Origin of the sequence: Pantoea sp. USHLN298 (assembly GCF_037149395.1) — a bacterium.
GTDB lineage: Bacteria > Pseudomonadota > Gammaproteobacteria > Enterobacterales > Enterobacteriaceae > Pantoea > Pantoea astica.
The window spans coordinates 332,139-351,565 of sequence record NZ_JBBCRO010000004.1; the positions used below are offsets into that span (position 1 = coordinate 332,139).

General features: G+C 60.5%; 10 protein-coding genes. 3 read left to right on the top strand and 7 right to left on the bottom strand.

Annotated elements, in window-relative coordinates:
* Nucleotides 1-3: 3 nt before the first annotated feature.
* From WFK59_RS12495 to WFK59_RS12515, 5 genes are all read right to left on the bottom strand, one after another.
* Nucleotides 4-3,105, bottom strand: a complete 3,102-nt coding sequence (locus tag WFK59_RS12495; protein ID WP_336755924.1) for a multidrug efflux RND transporter permease subunit — start codon at nucleotides 3,103-3,105, stop codon at nucleotides 4-6.
* Nucleotides 3,102-6,290 carry an efflux RND transporter permease subunit gene (locus tag WFK59_RS12500; protein ID WP_336755925.1) on the bottom strand — a complete coding sequence of 1,063 codons (3,189 nt, stop codon included), beginning with the start codon at nucleotides 6,288-6,290 and terminating at the stop codon, nucleotides 3,102-3,104. The genes WFK59_RS12495 and WFK59_RS12500 overlap by 4 nt, the downstream gene beginning before the upstream one ends.
* The gene (locus WFK59_RS12505) at nucleotides 6,287-7,522 is read right to left on the bottom strand and encodes an efflux RND transporter periplasmic adaptor subunit (RefSeq protein WP_336755926.1); all 1,236 of its coding nucleotides are present in this window, start codon (nucleotides 7,520-7,522) and stop codon (nucleotides 6,287-6,289) included. The genes WFK59_RS12500 and WFK59_RS12505 overlap by 4 nt, the downstream gene beginning before the upstream one ends.
* A gap of 477 nt (nucleotides 7,523-7,999) precedes the next feature.
* Nucleotides 8,000-9,727 carry a penicillin-binding transpeptidase domain-containing protein gene (locus WFK59_RS12510; protein ID WP_233985439.1) on the bottom strand — a complete coding sequence of 576 codons (1,728 nt, stop codon included), beginning with the start codon at nucleotides 9,725-9,727 and terminating at the stop codon, nucleotides 8,000-8,002.
* Between the two features lie 279 nt (nucleotides 9,728-10,006).
* Entirely contained in the window at nucleotides 10,007-12,280 is a 2,274-nt protein-coding gene (locus tag WFK59_RS12515; protein WP_336755927.1) for a molybdopterin guanine dinucleotide-containing S/N-oxide reductase, read from the bottom strand.
* 192 nt (nucleotides 12,281-12,472) lie between these two features.
* Here WFK59_RS12515 and galR point away from each other — a divergent pair, with 192 nt between their 5' ends.
* Nucleotides 12,473-13,477, top strand: coding sequence for an HTH-type transcriptional regulator GalR (gene galR / locus WFK59_RS12520; protein ID WP_094122292.1), 1,005 nt, complete (start codon nucleotides 12,473-12,475; stop codon nucleotides 13,475-13,477).
* A gap of 30 nt (nucleotides 13,478-13,507) precedes the next feature.
* Here the strand turns inward: galR and WFK59_RS12525 are convergent, their stop codons facing one another.
* Entirely contained in the window at nucleotides 13,508-15,907 is a 2,400-nt protein-coding gene (locus tag WFK59_RS12525; RefSeq protein WP_336755928.1) for a beta-N-acetylhexosaminidase, read from the bottom strand.
* 250 nt (nucleotides 15,908-16,157) lie between these two features.
* On the opposite strand from WFK59_RS12525, the gene nrdD reads away from it, so the two are divergent.
* Nucleotides 16,158-18,293: an anaerobic ribonucleoside-triphosphate reductase gene (nrdD, locus tag WFK59_RS12530; RefSeq protein ID WP_336755929.1), complete on the top strand. Its 2,136-nt coding sequence runs from the start codon at nucleotides 16,158-16,160 to the stop codon at nucleotides 18,291-18,293.
* A complete protein-coding gene (nrdG, locus tag WFK59_RS12535; protein ID WP_233985444.1) occupies nucleotides 18,290-18,757 on the top strand; it encodes an anaerobic ribonucleoside-triphosphate reductase-activating protein in 468 nt (155 codons plus the stop codon). Before nrdD ends, nrdG begins: the two co-directional genes overlap by 4 nt.
* Here nrdG and WFK59_RS12540 read toward each other — a convergent pair.
* The gene (locus WFK59_RS12540; protein ID WP_336755930.1) at nucleotides 18,749-19,384 is read right to left on the bottom strand and encodes an NAD-dependent epimerase/dehydratase family protein; all 636 of its coding nucleotides are present in this window, start codon (nucleotides 19,382-19,384) and stop codon (nucleotides 18,749-18,751) included. The genes nrdG and WFK59_RS12540 overlap by 9 nt on opposite strands.
* Nucleotides 19,385-19,427: the final 43 nt, after the last annotated feature.

Below are 19,427 nucleotides of genomic sequence, written 5' to 3' on the forward strand. Positions count from 1 at the left end.
CAATCAGGATTCCGCATGGCGCAGTCGGCGCCATTGACGTTGAGTGGCACGGCTCAGACGATCAAGCCACAGATAAATAACCGGGGTGGTGAACAGGGTCAGCAGCTGGCTGAGCGCCAGACCACCGGCGATGGCGATACCGAGCGGACTGCGCAGATCGGCATCGCCGCCGCTGCCCAGCGCCAATGGAAGCGCACCAAAAAAGGCCGCCAGCGTGGTCATCATGATCGGCCGGAAGCGCATCAGGCAGGCCTGGGTAATCGCCTGTTGCGGCGTCATGCCCTGCTCTCTTTCGGCGCTGATGGCGAAGTCAATCATCATGATGGCGTTCTTTTTCACAATGCCGATCAGCAGGATGATGCCAATCAGCGCGATCACCGTCAGCTGGGTGTTGGTCAGCAGCAGCAGTAGCAGCGCACCGACGCCCGCCGACGGCAGCGTCGACAGAATGGTCAGCGGATGGATATAGCTCTCATACAGTACGCCGAGCACGATATAGACCGCCGCCAGCGCCGCCAGAATCAGCCACGGCATCGTGGCGGTGAGCTGAGAAAAGGCCGCCGCCGTCCCGGCAAAACCGGCCTGGATGGTGGCGGGCAGGCCCAGCTTCGCCATCGCCTGCTTGATCAGGACCTGCGCCTGCTCCAGCGAGACGCCATCATTGAGGTTAAACGCCACGGTGCTGGTGGCGGACTGGCCCTGATGGGTGACGGCCAGCGGCGCGTTGCCGCCGCTGAAGCGGGTAAAGGCCGACAGCGGAACCCGATCGCCGCTGTCGTTAATCACATACAGCTGTTGCAGCATCGACGGATTGGCGGTGTCGCTATCCTGTAGCGACATCACTACGTGATACTGATTCAGGGTGTGATAAAGCGTGGCGATCTGCCGCTGGCTGAAGGCGTTATTCAGCAAGGTATCCAGCATCTGCACGTTGACCCCAAGCCGGGTAGCGCGGTCACGATCGATGGTCAGCTCAACTTCCTGACCACCGGTCTGTGAATCGGAGTCGACGCTGTTGAGCTGCGGGATCGCTGCCAGCGCCGCCTGCACTTTCGGCGTCCAACTGCGCAGCAGATCGAGATCGTCAGCCTGTAAGCTGTACTGGTAGGTGGCATTGGCGCTGCGTCCGCCTATGTGCAGATCCTGTGCCGCCATCAGGAACATCTGCGCGCCGGGGATCTGGCTGGTTTTGCGGCTCAGCCGGTTGGCCACTTCGGTAGCGGTGGCGTCACGCTGATCGAAATCTTTCAGCCGGACAAAGAAGTTGGCGCTGTTGCGTGCGCCGAACATCCCGCTGCCCATCGACGACATCACGCTCTCTACCGCCGGATCGGACTCGATGATTTTGGTGAACATCAGCATCTTCGGCTTCATCGCCTGGAATGAGATGTTCTGGTCAGCGCGTAACGCCCCCATCAGCAGCCCGGTATCCTGATTCGGGAAGAAGCCCTTCTGCACCACCGAATAGAGAAACAGGTTGAGCAGCACGGTCAGCAGCAGGCTGAGCAGCGTGAGTTTCTGATGGCGCATCACCCACTCCAGCCCGCGCGAATAGGCCGCCAGCAGCCGATTCAGCAGGTTCTCAATCGCCTGGTAGAGCGGGTGCGGCCGCTGGCTGACCGGCGGTTTCGGCTTCAGCAGCCGCGCACAGAGCATCGGCGTCAGGCTGAGAGAGACAAACAGCGAAATCAGCAGCGAGACGGTGAGCGTCACCGCGAATTCGCGGAACAGCCGCCCGACGATGCTGCCCATCAGCAGGATCGGAATGAATACCGCGATCAGCGACACGGTCATCGACAGCACGGTGAAACTGACCTCCTGCGCCCCGCGCAGCGCCGCCCGCAGCGGACTCAGCCCGCGCTCAATGTGGCGGGTAATGTTCTCCAGCACCACAATCGCATCATCAACCACAAAGCCGGTGGCGATAATCAGCGCCATCAGCGACAGGTTATCCAGGCTGTAGCCGAGCAGATACATCACCGCGCAGGTGCCGATCAGCGACACCGGCAGTGCCAGCGCCGGAATGATCACCGCCTGCAGATTACGCAGGAAGACAAACACCACCGCGATCACCAGCAGTACCGCGATCAGCAGCGTCTCTTCGGTGTCATACAGCGAGGCGCGCACGCCAGGCGAGCGGTCTACCACGATCTGTAACCGGGTATCCGCTGGCAGATCTTTTTCCAGCTGCGGTAGCTGCGCTTTAATGGCGTCGATAGTGTCGAGCATATTCGCACCCGCCTGGCGCTTGATGCCGATCATCACCGAAGGCGTGGCATTGAGAAAACCGGCCTGATAGCGATCTTCCACCGAGTCATAGACCGTGGCGACATCATGCAGCCGCACCGCTTTGCCCTGCTGATAGCTGACGATCAGATCGCGGTAGCTGGCCGCCTTCTCCAGCTGGCCGTTGCTGTCGACCAGCCATGACTGCCCGCTGCCCTGTAAGATCCCTTTCGGCAGATTGGTGGTGCTGTTGGCCACGGCGCTGCGCACCGTATCCAGCGAGATGCCGTAATGGGTCAGCTTCAGCGGTTGCAGATCGATCCGCACCGCCGGTAAGGCGCTGCCCATCAGTGAGACTTCGCCGACGCCGTTGACCTGTCCCATCGCCTGTTCGATTTTGCTCTCGGCCAGATCGTAGAGCTCGCCGGGCGTGCGGGTGGCGGAAGTCAGCGCCAGCATCACGATCGGCGCGTCTGACGGGTTGGCTTTACGGTAGGTGGGCAGCGACGCCATCGCGCTCGGCAGCAGGCTGCGCGCCGCGTTGATCGCCGCCTGCACGTCACGCGCCGCGCCGTTGATATCGCGGTCCAGCTCAAACTGCAGAATGATGCTGCTGGAGCCCTGCGAGCTGCTGGAGGTCATCTCAGTGATACCGGCAATCTGCCCGAGTGAACGCTCCAGCGGCGTGGCGACGGTCGCCGCCATGGTTTCCGGGCTGGCGCCTGCCAGGCTGGCGCTGACCATGATGGTCGGGAAATCGACCTGCGGCAGCGGCGCGACCGGCAGCAGCCGATAGCCGAGTATACCGAGCAGCAGAATCGCCAGCGTCAGCAGCAGCGTCGCCACCGGACGGAAGATAAACAGCCGGGTCAGATTCATTGTCCGCTCCGCGCCTGCTGCTGACGGCGTTTCACCCAGCGATTACCGCGCTGCGCCAGCCCATCAAACCACAGGTAGATCACCGGCGTGGAGAACAGCGTCAGCACCTGGCTGACAATCAGCCCGCCGACAATCACCAGCCCCAGCGGCTGACGCAACTCTGCGCCGGAGCCGGACGCCAGCATCAGCGGCAGCGCACCGAGCAGCGCCGCCATAGTGGTCATCAGAATCGGCCGGAAGCGCAGCAGACAGGCCTGGTGGATCGCCTCACGCGGGCTGAGGTGCTGCTGATGCTCCGCCTCCAGCGCGAAGTCGATCATCATAATGGCGTTCTTCTTGACGATGCCGATCAGCAGGATGACGCCGATCAGCGCAATCAGGCTGAACTCGGTGTCCGCCAGCAGCAGCGTCAGCAGCGCCCCGACTGCCGCCGACGGCAGCGTCGAGAGGATAGTGACCGGGTGAATAAAACTTTCATACAGAATGCCGAGCACCACATACATGGTGATCAGCGCCGCCAGAATCAGCCACAGGGTGTTGCTGGTGGCGCTCTGGAACGCTGAGGTTTCACCCTGATAGCGCAGGGTAATGCTCTGCGGCAGAGCAAGCTGCTGCTGCACCGCCGCGATCGCCTGCTGTCCCTGCTCCAGCGAATAGCCGGGATTGAGGTTGAAGGAGATCATCACTGCCGGAAACTGGTTCAGCCGCATGTGCATCAGTGAACCGGTGCGCAGGTGGATGGTGGCAATCGAGGTCAGTTTTACCATCCCGCTGCTGGCCGTGCTGCTGCTGGTTGAGGTGCTGGTCGTTGCGGTTGTCGTGCTGCTGGAGGTGGAGGTGCTGCTCTCCGTGCTGTCAGAGGGTTGCAGCCAGAGATCATCAAACGACGCCGGTCCCTGCTGCCAGGCTGGTGCCACTTCCAGCACCACCCGATACTGATTCGACTGGGTGAAGATGGTCGACACCAGCCGCTGACCGAAAGCGTTGTAGAGCGCGGTATCCACATCCGCCGCCGTGATGCCGTAGCGGGCGGCCTTGTCGCGGTTCAGCTCCACGTAGGCGACGCGCCCCTGATCCTGCAGGTTGCTCACCACGCCGTTGAACTCCGGCCGCTGCTGCAGGGCCGCTACCAGCGCAGGCGACCCTTTCACCAGGTTCTCGCTGTCGGCGTCGTCAAGGGTGAACTGATACTGGCTCGGTGAGACCTGATCGTTAACGGTCAGATCCTGCGCCGGTTGCAGATAGAGCTGAATGCCGGTTACGCCAGCGGTGGCCTGCTGCAGTTGCTTAATCACTTCGTCCGCCCTGACGTCACGCGAGGCAAACGGCTTGAGGTTGATCTGCAGGCGGCCACTGTTGAGGCTGCTGTTGGTACCGTCAATGCCGATGGTCGAGGAGACGCTCTCTACCGCCGGATTTTTCATGATCAGCGCCGACAGCGCCTGCTGCCGGGTCGCCATGGTGCTGAAGGAAACATCCTGCGACGCGACGGTGACACCCTGAATCAGGCCGGTATCCTGAGTCGGGAAGAAGCCCTTCGGCACCACCAGATAGAGCAGCGCGGTCAGGGCTACCGTCGCCAGCGCCACCAGCAGCGTCAGTTTCTGGTGGTTCAGCACCACCGTCAGCAGCCGGTCATAGCCGCCAATCAGGCGATCGAACAGCGCGCCGCCTTTGCGGGCAAAGGTGGATTGCCGTTCTGGTGGAATGTGACGCAGCAGATAAGCGCACAGCATCGGCGTCAGGGTCAGCGACACCACCATCGATACCAGAATCGCTACCGCCAGGGTGATAGCAAACTCACGGAACAGCCGCCCCACCACGTCGCCCATGAACAGCAGCGGGATCAGCACCGCAATCAGCGAAAAGGTCAGCGAGATGATGGTAAAACCAATCTGCTGTGATCCTTTCAGCGCCGCTTCCAGCGGGGTTTCGCCCTGCTCCAGCCGCCGGGAGATGTTCTCGACCACCACAATCGCGTCGTCGATGACAAAACCGGTGGCGATGGTCAGCGCCATCAGCGACAGGTTATTGAGGCTGAAGCCCGCCAGATACATCACGCCAAAGGTGCCAATCAGCGACAGCGGCACCGCCACGCTGGGGATCAGCGTCGCCGCCACGTTACGCAGGAACAGGAAGGTCACCATCACCACCAGCGCAATCGACAGCATCAGTTCAAACTGCACGTCACTGATCGAGGCGCGAATAGTCTGGGTGCGATCGGAGAGGATGGTCATCTTCACGCCATCCGGCAGCGCCGCCTGCAGCACCGGCAGCTGCGCCTTGATGTTGTCCACTACCTGAATCACGTTGGCGCCGGGCTGGCGCTGCACGTTGATCACAATCGCCGGCTGGTTGTTGGCCCACGCCGACTGGAAACTGTTTTCCGGGCCCTGCTCAATGTGGGCGATATCCCTGAGTCGCAGCGCCGCGCCCTTCTCATAGCTGATGATCAGGTTGCCGTACTCCGCGGCGGTGCGCAGCTGATCGTTGGCATCAATGGTCACCGAATGATATTTGCCGTCAAAGCCGCCTTTGGAGCCGTTGACGTTGCTGTTGCCAATCAGCGTATTGACCGCTTCCAGCGTCAGATTATGGGCAGCAAGCGCATTCGGGTTGATCTGTACCCGAATCGCCGGCTGATGTCCGCCCGCCAGCGTCACCATCCCGACGCCGGAAATCTGCGACAGCTTGAGCGCCACCCGGGTATTCACCAGATCCTGCACCTGGGTCAGCGGCAGCGTATCGGAAGTGGCCGCCAGCGTAATCACCGCGCTGTCCGCCGGATTGACCTTTTTATAGGTCGGCGGGTTGGGCAGATCGTCAGGCAGCAGGCTGTCTGCGGCGTTGATCGCGGCCTGCACCTCCTGCTCGGCGACGTCCAGCGACAGTTCGAGGCTGAATTTCAGCGTAATCACCGACGAGCCGCTGGCGCTGGCGGAGGTCATCTGACTCAGCCCGGCCATCTGGCCCAGCTGCCGCTCCAGCGGCGCGGTCACTGACGACGCCATCACATCCGGGCTGGCGCCGGGATAGAGCGTGGTGACCTGAATGGTCGGATAATCAACCTGAGGCAGCGCCGAGGTCGAGAGAAATTTATAGGCAAAAATGCCGGCAATCAGCACGCCGACCATCAGCAGGATGGTGGCGACCGGACGCAGAATAAACAGCCGTGACGGATTCATTTGGCCTCAGCGCTTGCCGGTGCGGGCGTCTCATCCGCCAGCGCGACCTTGCTGCCGTTGGTTAGCCGATCGATGCCTTCGGTGACCAGCCGATCGCCCGGCGCGACGCCGCTGAGGACCGCCTGATGATCGTCGTCAACCACCGGACCGGTGGTGACCGGTTTACGCGTGACGCTGTTGTCCTGATTGATAACAAAGACAAAGCTGCCGTCACTGCTTAACTGCAGCGCCTGGGCCGGTATCACCGTCACCCCTTTCAGCACCCGGGTTTGCAGCCGCAGGTTGACGAACTGGTTGGCAAACAGCGACTCATCCTGGTTGGCAAAAATCGCTTTCAGTTCGACGCTGCCGGTGGCGGTATCGATCTGGTTGCTGATGTATTTCACCTCGCCGCTGCCGAGAACCTGCTGGTTATCCTGATCAAACAGGGTGGCGGGCAGGCTCTGGCCCTGATGCAGGGCGCTCACCAGCGTCGGGATTTCGCTCTGCGGCACGCTGAAGGTGACCGCGGCGGGCTGCATCTGGGTGATGGTTACCAGGCCAGTGCTGCTGGAGGCCTGCACCATGTTGCCGGGATCGACCTGACGCAGGCCAACCCGACCGCTGATCGGCGCGGTAATGCGCGCATATTCGATGCTCAGCCTGGCGCTGGCGATCTGCGCCTGATCGGCGGCCACTGCGCCGCGATACTGCCCTACCGTGGCGATCTGGCTATCCAGATCCTGACGCGACAGCGAATCTTGCGCCGCCAGCTTGCGGTAGCGTGCCAGCGTCAGTTCGGCGCTTTTCAGCAGCGCCTGGTTCTGGTTGAGTTCGCCCTGAACCTGATTCAGCGTCGCCTGGTAGCTGCGCGGATCGATCTGCGCCAGCAGCTGACCGGCGCTGACCTGCTGGCCTTCAGTGAAGAAGACCTGCTGCAGTTGACCATCGACCCGGCTGGTGACCGTTACGCTGGCATTGGGGATCACCGTGCCCAGCGCATTCAGCCAGACCGGCACATCGGCGCGGGTCGCCACGCCGCTGTGTACCAGCGTCGCGCCGCCGCCCATCCTGCCGGGCGCACCGTGACCACCCGGTGGCATCATCGCCCCGCCTGGTGGCATCGCTCCGCCCGGTGCTTTACCCATCGGCAACAGACGCCAGGCCACGCCAGCGATAATCGCCGCCACAATCAATAAAAGCAGCCATTTCAGCCAGCCGGAACGCCCAGAGCGTAAGTGGTGAGTCATCATCGAACTCTTCAGATAAACAGAAAAAGACCATCCCGGAGGGTGCGGAATATGAAGTGAGTTACCGGCAGTGGCTGATGGCGCGGCGGCAAATCTGCCAGCATGAAAACCGCCCGCCGGGGCCTCACTGCGGGCATTATCGGTGAAATGTTACGCGCCTTTCTATCGGCAAAGGGTAAGGGTTTCGTTAAGAACAATGATGATGTTGACGGCACGCGCTGGCGGGAAAAATGCGGCCGGTGCGCTCTGCCCGGTACAGGCAAAAAAAAACCCACGCATCTGCGTGGGTTGGTGCAATAACAGGGTAATCACTGCCGAAGCGGTGTTGTTTTCACACCCATCAATACCTCTGGGACCTCTATCCTCGCACTGTTTCGTGCCGCAGCAACAGAGGGAAAACGCAACCGAATTCGGGGAAGTGCAACGAGGTGTGAATAATTCTCACACCTTCCTTACACTTTGATTTCATTCGGATTTATCTTACTTATTAGCGGCAACCGCGCTGTAAATCGCATCCGGCGCAATGTTCATGTGCTTCAGCACCGGTCCCATGATGTTGCCAAATACCGGCGCGGCCACCGAGCCACCGAAGTGATCGCCGGCGGTCGGATGGTTAATCATCACCACCAGCGCCACTTCCGGATGACTGGCGGGCGCGATGCCGGCCGTATAGTTGACGTAGCCGCCATCATATTTGCCGCTGTTACCCATCTTTTCGGCGGTACCGGTTTTGGTCGCCAGACGGTAGCCCGGCACCGCGGCTTTCAACCCGGTCCCGCCCGGTAACACATCACTCTCCAGCATGTGTACCACCTCTTTCACCGTTTCCGGATTCGCCACCTGCCGTCCCATCACCGGTGGCGTGACCCGGGTGATCGACAGTGGACGGTAGATGCCGTAAGAGCCGAGCGTGGCGTATTCGCGGGCAATCTGCAGCGGCGTGACGCGCAGACCATAGCCAAAGGAGAAGGTGGCGCGCTCGATATCGGCCCAGCGGGTGCGGTGCAGCGGGAAATAACCGACGCTTTCGCCGGTCAGCCCTAAGCCGGTGGGTTTGCCCAGGCCGAACGCATGATAGGTGTTTACCAGCGCTTCGGCGGGCATCGCCAGCGCGAGGTGTGATACTCCGATGTCGCTCGATTTTTGCAGAATGCCGGTCATCGTCAGGCGCGGCCAGTGTCCCACGTCGCGGATCAGGTGACCGTTAACGCTGTAAGGCGTGGTGTCGATCACCGAGTCCGGGCGCACCAGGTGGCGCTCCAGCGCTTCCATCACCACTAACGGCTTAACGGTCGAGCCCGGTTCGTAGCTGTCATTGATGGCAGAGTTACGCATCTGCGCGGGGGTGGCCCCTTCATAGTTGTTGGGGTTGAACGACGGATAGGAGGCCATCGCCAGAATTTCGCCGGTATCAATCTTCACCAGCACCGCCGCGCCCGAGTCCGCCTTGTTCAGCAGCACGCCATCGCGCAGTTTGCTGTAGAGCGTGTATTGATCGAATTTGTCGATGCTGAGCTGCACCGTCGGCGGCTGCGTCGGCGGCTGATAGTTAATCATCGCGATGATGTTGCCCGCAGCGTCCTGGCGATAAACCTCTTTGCCCGGCTCGCCCTGCAACACCTTGTCAAAGCCCTTCTCCAGCCCGTTAAGGCCGACGTTATCCGCGCCGACGATACCAATCAGCGGCGCAGAGGCCTCACTCATCGGGTAGAAACGGCTGTCGTCGTAGACCTCACTGATGCCTTTCAGCTTCAGCTCTTTAATATCTTTGGCGATACCCAGTTCGATTTTACGTCCCAGATAGAGAAAGCGACGTTTCGGATTGGCGGTGATCTGCGCAGCGAGTTGCTCCGGACGGGTATTCAGCGCGGCGGCGAGATAGGCCCATTTAGCACTGGTAAAGTCGGGGTTGCTCTCCAGCACCCGGAGCGGATCGGCGATCACATCGCGCGACGGTACGCTGAGCGCCAGCGCTTCGCCGTTACGATCCAGTAAGGTGCCGCGGCTGGTGGGCAGCGTGACGGTACGCAGCGAACGCTGATCGGCCTCGTGTTCCAGCATCGGCTGGTTAAGAAACTGCAGATCCGCAACGCGCGCCAGCAGCACCACCATGCAGGCCAGCACACCAAGGCAGATAAGACGGAAGCGAAAAGGGTTAAACGGGGCTTTGATCTGGTCTTTTCCCAGTAGTTTTTTAATCCGGGGCATGGCAATCCGCTGCGCTAAAGAGATAAAAGAGGGCTTAATTGAGCAGTTATAAAGAAAGCGCTGACCGGTTAACAGGAAAACTGTGTATCAGTTCGTTATCGGCCGCTGAATGGCGGGCAAAAAAAACCTGCGCATCTGCGCAGGTTGGTGTAATCAAGAAAATCTATTGATGTTCACCCATCAATACCTCTGGGACCCTGACTGTAGCAAGCGGGCTTAATCGGCTGCTATCGCACAAACGCAACAGTTACCGGCAAAGTGTAACCAGCCATGAGATCCTTACGCTATTTTGCAATCCTGATGTTTTTTGATTTCCACCAGGCAACTCATGGCGTTAGGTCCCTGAGTCAGTGACGAAGTGCCAATATCCAGCGTCAGCACGTTGGGGTTGCCCGCGCGATCCCAGGGCTGCCACGCCTGACCAAAACCGGGATCAAACCAGGCGCCGGTGGCGATAATCACCACGCCCTGCGTCAGTCCATCGGTCAGGCGCACGCCCGCCAGTATCACGCCGCGTGCGTTACTGACCTCAATCTCGTCACCGTCCACGATACCGCGCGCCGCCGCATCCAGCGGATGCATATAAAGCGTCTCATGACCGGCGGTTTTATTGCCCTGCACCGTTTCGGTAGCATCGAGCTGGCTGTGCAGCCGGTCCGAGGGCTGGATCGAGATCATGTGCAGCGGATAGTCGCGGCCGATCGGCGCACCCAGCCACTCCTGCGGTTCGCGCCACTCCGGATGACCGGCAAAATCATCAAGCTGGTAGTCGGCAATCGTCTGGCTGAACAGCTCGATTTTGCCGCTGGCGGTGTTGATCGGGTTGGCCTGCGGATCGGCGCGGAACGCATCCATAAAGACGTAAGGTTTGCCGCCCTGCGGGATCTCCACAAAGCCGCGCTGCCAGAACGCCTCAAACTCCGGGAAGTCGATGCCTTTGCGCTGGTGCGCCACGGCGCACTGCTGGTAGAGATGCGCAATCCACTGCATCTCGTTGCGCCCTTCGGTGAAGGTGTCGCGGTAGCCAAGCCGCTCCGCCAGATCGGCAAAGATATCGAAATCATTGCGCGCCTGATGCTGCGGTTTGATCGCCTGATGCATCGCCAGTACAAAGCGGTCGCGTGACGATCCGCCAATGTCGTTGCGCTCCAGCGTGGTGGTGGCGGGCAGCACGATATCGGCCATCTGTGCCGCCGGCGTCCAGACAATATCCTGCACCACCACGGTGTCAGGCCGCTGCCAGCCCGCCACCAGCCGGTTGAGCTGCTGATGATGGTGGAACGGATTGCCGCCCGCCCAGTGCACCATATGAATGTCAGGATAGTGCAGCGTCTCGCCCTGGAAGCTGTAGGGCTGACCGGGATTGAGCAGCATATCGCTGATACGCGCCACCGGAATCGACAGGCCCGATGGATTAGGACCGGTACTCATCATCGGTGCCGGTCCCTCCTGGCGCGGATTGCCGACGCTGTTCATCGACCCGTGACCAAAAGAGAAGCCCGCGCCCGGCAGACCGGGCTGACCCAGCATCGATGACAGCGCGATCATCATCCAGTAAGGCTGCTCGCCGCGATGGGCGCGCTGAACCGAATAGGAACAGGTGATAAAGCTGCGTTTGCCGATCAGCTGCTGCGCCAGTTGCACGATGCGGTCAGCCGGGATGCCGGTGATGCGGCTGGCCCAGCCGGCGGTTTTCGCCACGCCGTCGGTTTCGCCCAGCAGATAAGCGCGCAGCTGCGGCCAGCCGGTGCAGTGGCTGGCGAGAAAGGCCTCGTCCACCGCGCCGCGCTGGGTGATCTCATAGCCCAGCGCCAGCATCAGCGCCACGTCAGTATTCGGGCGAATCGGTATCCACTCGGCGTTGACGAACGCCGGGCAGTCGTCGCGCATCGGGCTGATATTGATCACCGGCGTGCCTTTAGCTGCCAGCTGCTCCAGCGCCGGTTTCAGGCTGTGCTGCCCGGCACCGCCCGAGGCGACCTGGGCGTTCTTCAGCGCCAGTCCGCCAAAGGCGACAAAAATTTCCGCGTGTTCCACCACTTCCGGCCAGTCGGTAACGCGACCGGTCAGTGGCATATAGGTGCCAATCACATAGGGCAGGAAAAATTGCGCTGCGCCCCAGCTGTAGTTGCCCTGCTGATCGACGCCGCCGCCGCCCTGAAAATAGAAGCGGCGAATCAGGGTGCGGGCGTGGTTCACTCGTCCGGCGGATGACCAGCCGTACGAGCCGTTGAATATGCCCGAGGCACCGTAACGTTCGCGGATGCGGCGGTTCTCTTCCGCCACCAGATCGAGCGCGGTTTCCCAGTCAACGGCAACAAAATCTTCCCGGCCACGCAGCGTGCGATCGCTGTTCTCTCGGGACTTCAGCCACGAGCGACGCACCATCGGCTGGCGAATGCGTTTATCGGAGTAGACCAGTTCAGGAATGGTGTTGATCATCGGCGAGGGATCGGCATCGGCAAAAAAGGGTTCGCACCCGATCAGGCGATCGTTTTCAGTGACGGCGGTGAAGGTGCCCCAGTGCGCCAGATGTGGCACTTTGGTTTTCATCGTTGTTTTTCACGGCAGAGAGTGAGGAATAATCAGCATACCATGCCGTGCGGTCCTGACAGAAGACGTGGCGGAGAGCCTGATTTTGCCGCCTTTTGCGACGTCGCTGACATTCTGCTGGCTTGATGTGGCGGCCCTTTTCCGTAACACTGATGCGATGTGTAAACGTTTTCCCCGGAAGCAGGTAAACGCATGGCTACCATAAAGGATGTTGCCCGACTGGCTGGCGTTTCTGTCGCCACAGTCTCCCGTGTAATCAATAATTCTCCCAAGGCCAGCGACAGCTCACGCCAGGCGGTTGGCCAGGCGATGGAGCAACTTCAGTATCACCCAAACGCCAATGCGCGCGCACTGGCGCAACAATCGACCGAAACGCTCGGGCTGATTGTCGGTGACGTGTCTGACCCGTTTTTTGGCGCGATGGTCAAAGCGGTCGATGAAGTGGCAGGTAAAACCGGCAACTTTTTGCTGATTGGTAACGGTTACCACAATGAGCAAAAAGAGCGGCAGGCGATCGAGCAGCTGATGCGTCACCGCTGCGCGGCGCTGGTGGTGCACGCCAAGAAAATCCCGGATGCTGAACTGGAGCAGTTAATGAAGCAGGTGCCGGGCATGGTGCTGCTTAACCGGCTGATTAAAGGCTTCGAAAAGCGCTGTATCGCACTCGACGATCGCTACGGCGCATGGCTGGCGACCCGTCACCTGATCCAGCAGGGTCATCAGAATATCGCCTTCATCTGTTCAACCCACACCATCTCCGATGCCGAAGATCGGTTGCAGGGCTACTACGATGCGCTGAAAGAGCACGGTCTGCCGTGCAGCGATCGGCTGGTCACCTGGGGCGAACCGGATGAAGTGGGCGGCGAAACGGCAATGACTGAACTGCTGGGACGCGGCAAAAACTTCACCGCGGTCGCCTGTTACAACGATTCGATGGCCGCCGGTGCGCTGGCGGTGCTCAGCGATAACGGTGTTCGCGTGCCGGAAGAGATGTCGCTGATTGGCTTCGACGACGTGCTGGTCTCCCGTTACGTGCGACCGCGTCTCACCACCGTGCGTTATCCGATTATCACCATGGCGCAACAGGCCGCTGAGCTGGCGCTGGCGCTGGCTAACGACCAGCCGCTGCCGGAAGTGACCCATATGTTCAGTCCGACGCTGGTGCGTCGCCATTCGGTCAGCGGTCCGGCATCCTGAAAATGTGCGGCCGGGTCCGGCCGCATGGGGCTATTTAAAGGCGCGCAGTAGCGTCTCCAGCGGCCTGACCAGCGCAATTACCGTCTCATCCTGCACCTCAGCCGCCGCGTCCAGCGTGGCGTGCATCTGTGCCACTTCGCTGGCCCCAAACGCCTGATTACGGGCATAAGCATTAACCAGTTCGATCCCCATCCGGCTCAGTGCATCCACCTGTTGCGCGCTGTGTACCAGCGGCTGCAGCAGATAGCTGGCCCTGAGCACCGGCATCACCTGCGCGCTGTTAGCCTGCCAGCGCTGCAGCTGATGGCGAAGGGCCGCTGCCGCGTCCGGGTCACTGCGATTGGCGATCAGCGCAGCGACCTGTTGCGCCAGCTGACGCACCGGCTCACTTTCGGCAGGCAGCACATCGGCCAGCCGGTTTAACGGTTCATGATAATCATAATGACCGGCCTGAAACTTCAGATGCTGACGGGTGTAATACTGCGCCGGTTCCAGCACCTCGGCCAGCACCTGCAGCGGAGTGATATCGCTGCGGTTCGCCAGTCGCATCATCTGACGCTCCGCCTGGGCATGTTGCTGCGTGCCAACAGAGATGCTGCTCCAGCGATCCATTACCGCCAGCCGCCGATACATCTCCTCGCTATCGGTGACGTTCTGAGCGGACCATAATCGCTCGGCGACCACAAAGGCGCGCGGCCAGAGTTTGGTATCAATAATCTGGCTGTTGATGTTTTCAGCCCACAGCGCCGCCTCACCGCCCAGCAGATTTTGCTGCATCTGCTGCGGTGTCGGCAGCACCGGCACCATCCCGGCCGGCACCTGCGGCAACGATTTTCCAGTGACCGGATAGCGCACGTTTCCCACCAGGAAATAGCCGCTGAGCATCTGCGGTTGCAGCGTAACCACCGGCTGCAATGGCCCCATCCAGCTGTCGACGTGAAAACGCACCTGTTGCGTTGATAACCAGTCGATCTGGCTGACCATCCGCCGGGCTTTGCCCGCAAAGTCGATAAAGCCGCGCCAGCCCTGTTGCCCCTCGATCAGCGTAAAACTGCCCTGCACCGGACTGCCTTTCAGGCGCGGCAGAGTAAACGCCCAGCTTTGCGCCTGTTCGCCCGGCTTCAGCTGATCCTCACCGTTCAGCGCCTGCGGAAAAACCTCGTTGCGGTAGTGATAACTGGCAGGCTGCGGCTGATCGAGATAGAAGCCGGTCGAGAGGATACCGCGCATGTTCTCTTTGGCGACCTCGCTCAATGCATCCTGGCCCTGCCACGACTGGATCAGAATGCTGCGCGGCAGATCGGGATGGGCGATCTCATCCCAGCCCATCATCTGACGCTGATGCTTCTCCAGAATCTTCTCCAGCCGCTGATTAAAATAAGCCTGTAGCGCATGGGCATCTTTCAGGCCGCGATCGCGCATAAATTGCTGAATGTGCGGCGATTGATTCCACTGGGTCGGATCGACCTCATCGCCGCCGATATGCAGCCAGGGATCGGGGAAGATCGCCGCCAGTTCGCCCACCAGATCGTCGATCACCTGATAAACCTGCTCATTGCTGGGATCGAGTAAGGGTTTAAACACGCCCCAGCCACGCTCCATCTGATAAGGGCCCGGCGCGCTGATCAGTTCCGGCATGGCCACCGCCAGCGCCGAGGCGTGGCCTGGCAGATCCAGCTCCGGCACCACCCGCACGCCGCGATCGGTCGCGTACTGCACGATGTCGCGCATCTGCTGCTGGGTGTAATAGCGGCCGTCGCTGGCTTTCTGCTGCAGCTGCGGATAGCGGCTGGAGGCAAAACGCCAGCCCTGATCATCGGTCAGGTGCCAGTGAAAAACGTTCATCCGGGCGGCAGCGATGCCATCAATTTGCCGTTTCAGAGTCTCCATCGGCATAAAATGACGCGCGCTGTCGATCAGTATGCCGCGCCACGGAAACCGCGGCTGGTCATCAATGGTGACGTAAGGAAGCGTGACGCCCCGGTCGCCGTTCTGAATCAGCTGTAACAGCGTTTCCATGCCGCGCATCGCACCAAACCGACTGGGGGCGGTGAGCAGCACGCCGTTGCCATCAATCTGCAGATGATAGCGCTCGTCACTGTCGGGCTGCGGCAGCGGATCAACGGCGTCAGCGATCACAATGCGGATGGTCGGTTTTGCCACCGGCTGGCTGGCGGGCAGCAGCGGCCAGCCGGTCTGATTGTCGATGCGCTCCAGCCAGCGCGCCTCGGCACCGGCCAGATGATCGCCGGTAATCTGCAGGGTTAGCTGCGGCGTCAGGGTCAGCGATCCGCCGCTGGCGGGCTGCTCAACCCGCTGTGGCCAGGGCATCAGGGGCAGCTTTTCAGCCTGGGCGGCCGGGACCAGCGCCAGATTCATCAGGCAGCTGAGCGCCCCACAACCAGCAATCAGAGAACGGGGTAACCACATTGGCGGGCATCCTTGTAGAGTCAATGACTTATCACGGGCAAACCCTGATTAAAGTTGTTTCGCGCTGTTAAGCAAGTTAATCCATTAAGAAATTTGAACTAAAGGCGGAAATAGTTAACATCCGACGCTTTTTTCTGCCGCTCTCGTCCTTCCTTGTTGCAGGTCAAAATCCGATCGATTAATTCACAACAATCACTACATGTTGGGACTAGAATCCTGCAAATACCCATATATAGTCTCTGGAGGGATAATGGCGACGGTAGTAATTAAGCGTGACGGATGCCGCACAGGCTTTGATGCACAACGGATTCAGCAGGCCGTGGCTGCTGCTGCACGCGCGGCAGCAGTGGATGATGCGGCCTGGTGCGAGCAGGTGGCGCAACGCGTCAGTGCGCAACTGACCGATCGCCAGGAAGTAGATATCCGCGAGATCCAGTGCGCCGTTGAAGAGACGCTGATGGCCGGTCCTTATCCCCAGCTGGCCCGGACCTATATCGAATATCGCCACGATCGCGACGTTGCGCGCGATCGCCAGAGCCAGTTACATCACGCCATTCGCGGGCTGGTCGATCAGACCAACGCCGCCCTGCTGAATGAAAATGCCAATAAAGACAGCAAAGTGATCCCGACCCAGCGCGATCTGCTGGCCGGGATCGTGGCGAAGCACTATGCGCAGCAGCAGATCCTGCCTCGTGACGTGGTGCTGGCCCATGAGCGCGGCGAGATCCACTACCACGATCTCGACTACTCGCCCTTCTTCCCGATGTTTAACTGCATGTTGATCGATCTGAAAGGGATGCTGACCAACGGCTTTAAAATGGGCAATGCTGAGATTGAACCACCTAAGTCGATCGCCACTGCGACCGCTGTGACTGCGCAGATCATCGCCCAGGTCGCCAGCCATATTTATGGCGGCACCACCATCAACCGGATTGATGAGGTGCTGGCACCTTTTGTTGAGCTGAGTTATCAGCGTCATCACGCCATCGCCGTGGAGTGGCAGATCCCGCAGGCGGAGCAGTATGCGCAGCAGCGCACCGAAAAAGAGTGCTACGACGCCTTTCAGTCGCTGGAGTATGAGGTCAATACTCTGCACACCGCCAACGGTCAGACGCCGTTTGTCACCTTTGGCTTCGGGCTGGGCACCGACTGGGCGGCCCGACTGATCCAGCAGTCGATTCTGCGCAACCGGCTGGCCGGCCTGGGCAAGAACCGTAAAACCGCGGTATTCCCGAAACTGGTGTTCAGCATTCGTGAAGGGGTCAACCGTCGCGCCGGCGATGTTAACTACGACATCAAGCAGCTGGCGCTGGAATGCGCCAGTAAGCGTATGTATCCCGACATCCTCAATTACGATCAGGTGGTCAAGGTCACCGGATCGTTTAAGACCCCAATGGGCTGTCGCAGCTTCCTTGGCGTCTATGAAGAGAATGGCGAGCAGATCCACGAAGGCCGCAACAACATCGGCGTAATCAGCCTCAACCTGCCGCGTATTGCGCTGGAGGCGGCGGGTGACGACGCACGCTTCTGGGCCCTGCTGGATGAACGTCTGCTGCTGGCGAAGCGGGCCCTGATGACCCGCGTGGCGCGGCTGGAGAAGACGAAAGCGCGGGTAGCGCCGATCCTCTATATGGAAGGGGCCTGCGGCGTTCGGCTGAATGCCGATGATGAGGTCGGACCGATCTTCCGCAACGGGCGGGCGTCGCTGTCGCTGGGCTATATCGGCCTGCATGAAACCCTGAATGCACTGAGCGGCGGCGAGCGTCATCCCTACGATGATCCGGCCCTGCGCGCCAAAGGCGTGGAGATTATCGCCCATCTGCGCGCCGCCACCGACCGCTGGAAAGAGGAGACCGGCTACGGCTTCAGCCTCTACAGTACCCCGAGTGAAAACCTATGCGATCGCTTCTGCCGGCTGGATGCGGCGGAGTTTGGCGTGGTGCCCGGCGTCACCGACAAAGGCTACTACACCAACAGCTTCCATCTCGACGTTGAGAAGAAGGTGAATCCATACGACAAAATTGACTTTGAAGCGCCCTATCCGCCGCTGGCGAATGGCGGTTTCATCTGTTACGGCGAGTACCCCAACATTCAGCACAACCTCAAAGCGCTGGAAGATGTCTGGGATTACAGCTATGACCGCGTGCCTTATTACGGCACCAATACCCCGATTGATGAGTGCTACGAGTGCGGTTTCAACGGCGAATTTACCTGCACCAGCCGCGGCTTTACCTGCCCGCAGTGCGGCAATCACGATCCGGCGCGCGTCTCGGTGACCCGGCGAGTCTGTGGCTATCTCGGCAGCCCGGATGCACGACCGTTTAACGCCGGTAAGCAGCAGGAAGTGCAGCGCCGGGTGAAACATCTTGAGGGTCCGCTGGGATGATGCATATCCATCGCTATTACGATGTGGATATCGTTAACGGGCCGGGCACGCGCTGTACCCTGTTTGTCGCCGGCTGCGAGCATCAGTGTCGCGGCTGCTACAACCAGAGCACCTGGCGGCTCGACTCTGGCGTGCCGTTCACCGTGGCGATGGAAGAGCAGCTGCTGGCCGATTTGCAGGATACCCGCATCCCGCGTCAGGGACTGTCGCTGAGCGGCGGCGATCCGCTGCATCCGCATAACGTGCCGCACATTCGCCGGCTGGTGAAACGGGTACGGCAGATGTGCGACGGCAAAGATATCTGGCTCTGGACCGGTTACCGGATGCAGGAGCTCAATGCGGCGCAGCGCGAGGTGCTGGATTATCTCGACGTGCTGATTGATGGCCGCTTCGTTGAAGCAGAAAAAGATCTCACTCTGCCCTGGCGCGGCAGCCGCAATCAGCGCATCTGGCAGTTACGCTGAGTGCCGGGGAATATCACCCGACTCGATAACGGTCACGCTGTCGCCGCCCGGCGTAAAGGCCTGCTGATGCAGGCAGCGCGCCACGTCGCGCGCGGTCACGGAACGCCAGTTGCCTGGCAGCAGCCTGAACAGCGGCGCCATCAGATTCTCTCCGGGGCGCGTCTGCGCCCGATCCCCCAGTAACAACGAAGGCCGCACCAGCGTCAGGCGCGGCCAGCCCTGATGCCGCAGCGCATTCTCCATTTCGCCTTTAACCCGATTGTAGAAAAACGGTGAGTGTCGGTTCGCACCGTGTGCGCTGACCACCAGCATCTGCTTTGCCCCCAGCCTTAATCCGCTCAGGCCGCTGTCGACCACCAACGTGTAATCGACATGGATAAAGGCCTGCTTGCTGCCCGCCTGTTTGCGCGTCGTTCCCAGACAGCAAAACACCGTGTCCAGCGAGGTCTGCAACGGGCCAAGCACGTCGGTGAGATCGGCTTCAACCGGATTGACCACCTTGCGCATCGCGGGCAGCGCCCGTCGGGTCGGCGCAATGATTTCATCCACCCGCGGGTCGTCAATCAGTAAGCGCAGCAGATGCGATCCGACTAATCCGGTGGCACCAGTCAGTAATACGCGATTCATCTCAGATTCATCCTTATTTCACTGCTCACAGGTTAAAAGATAG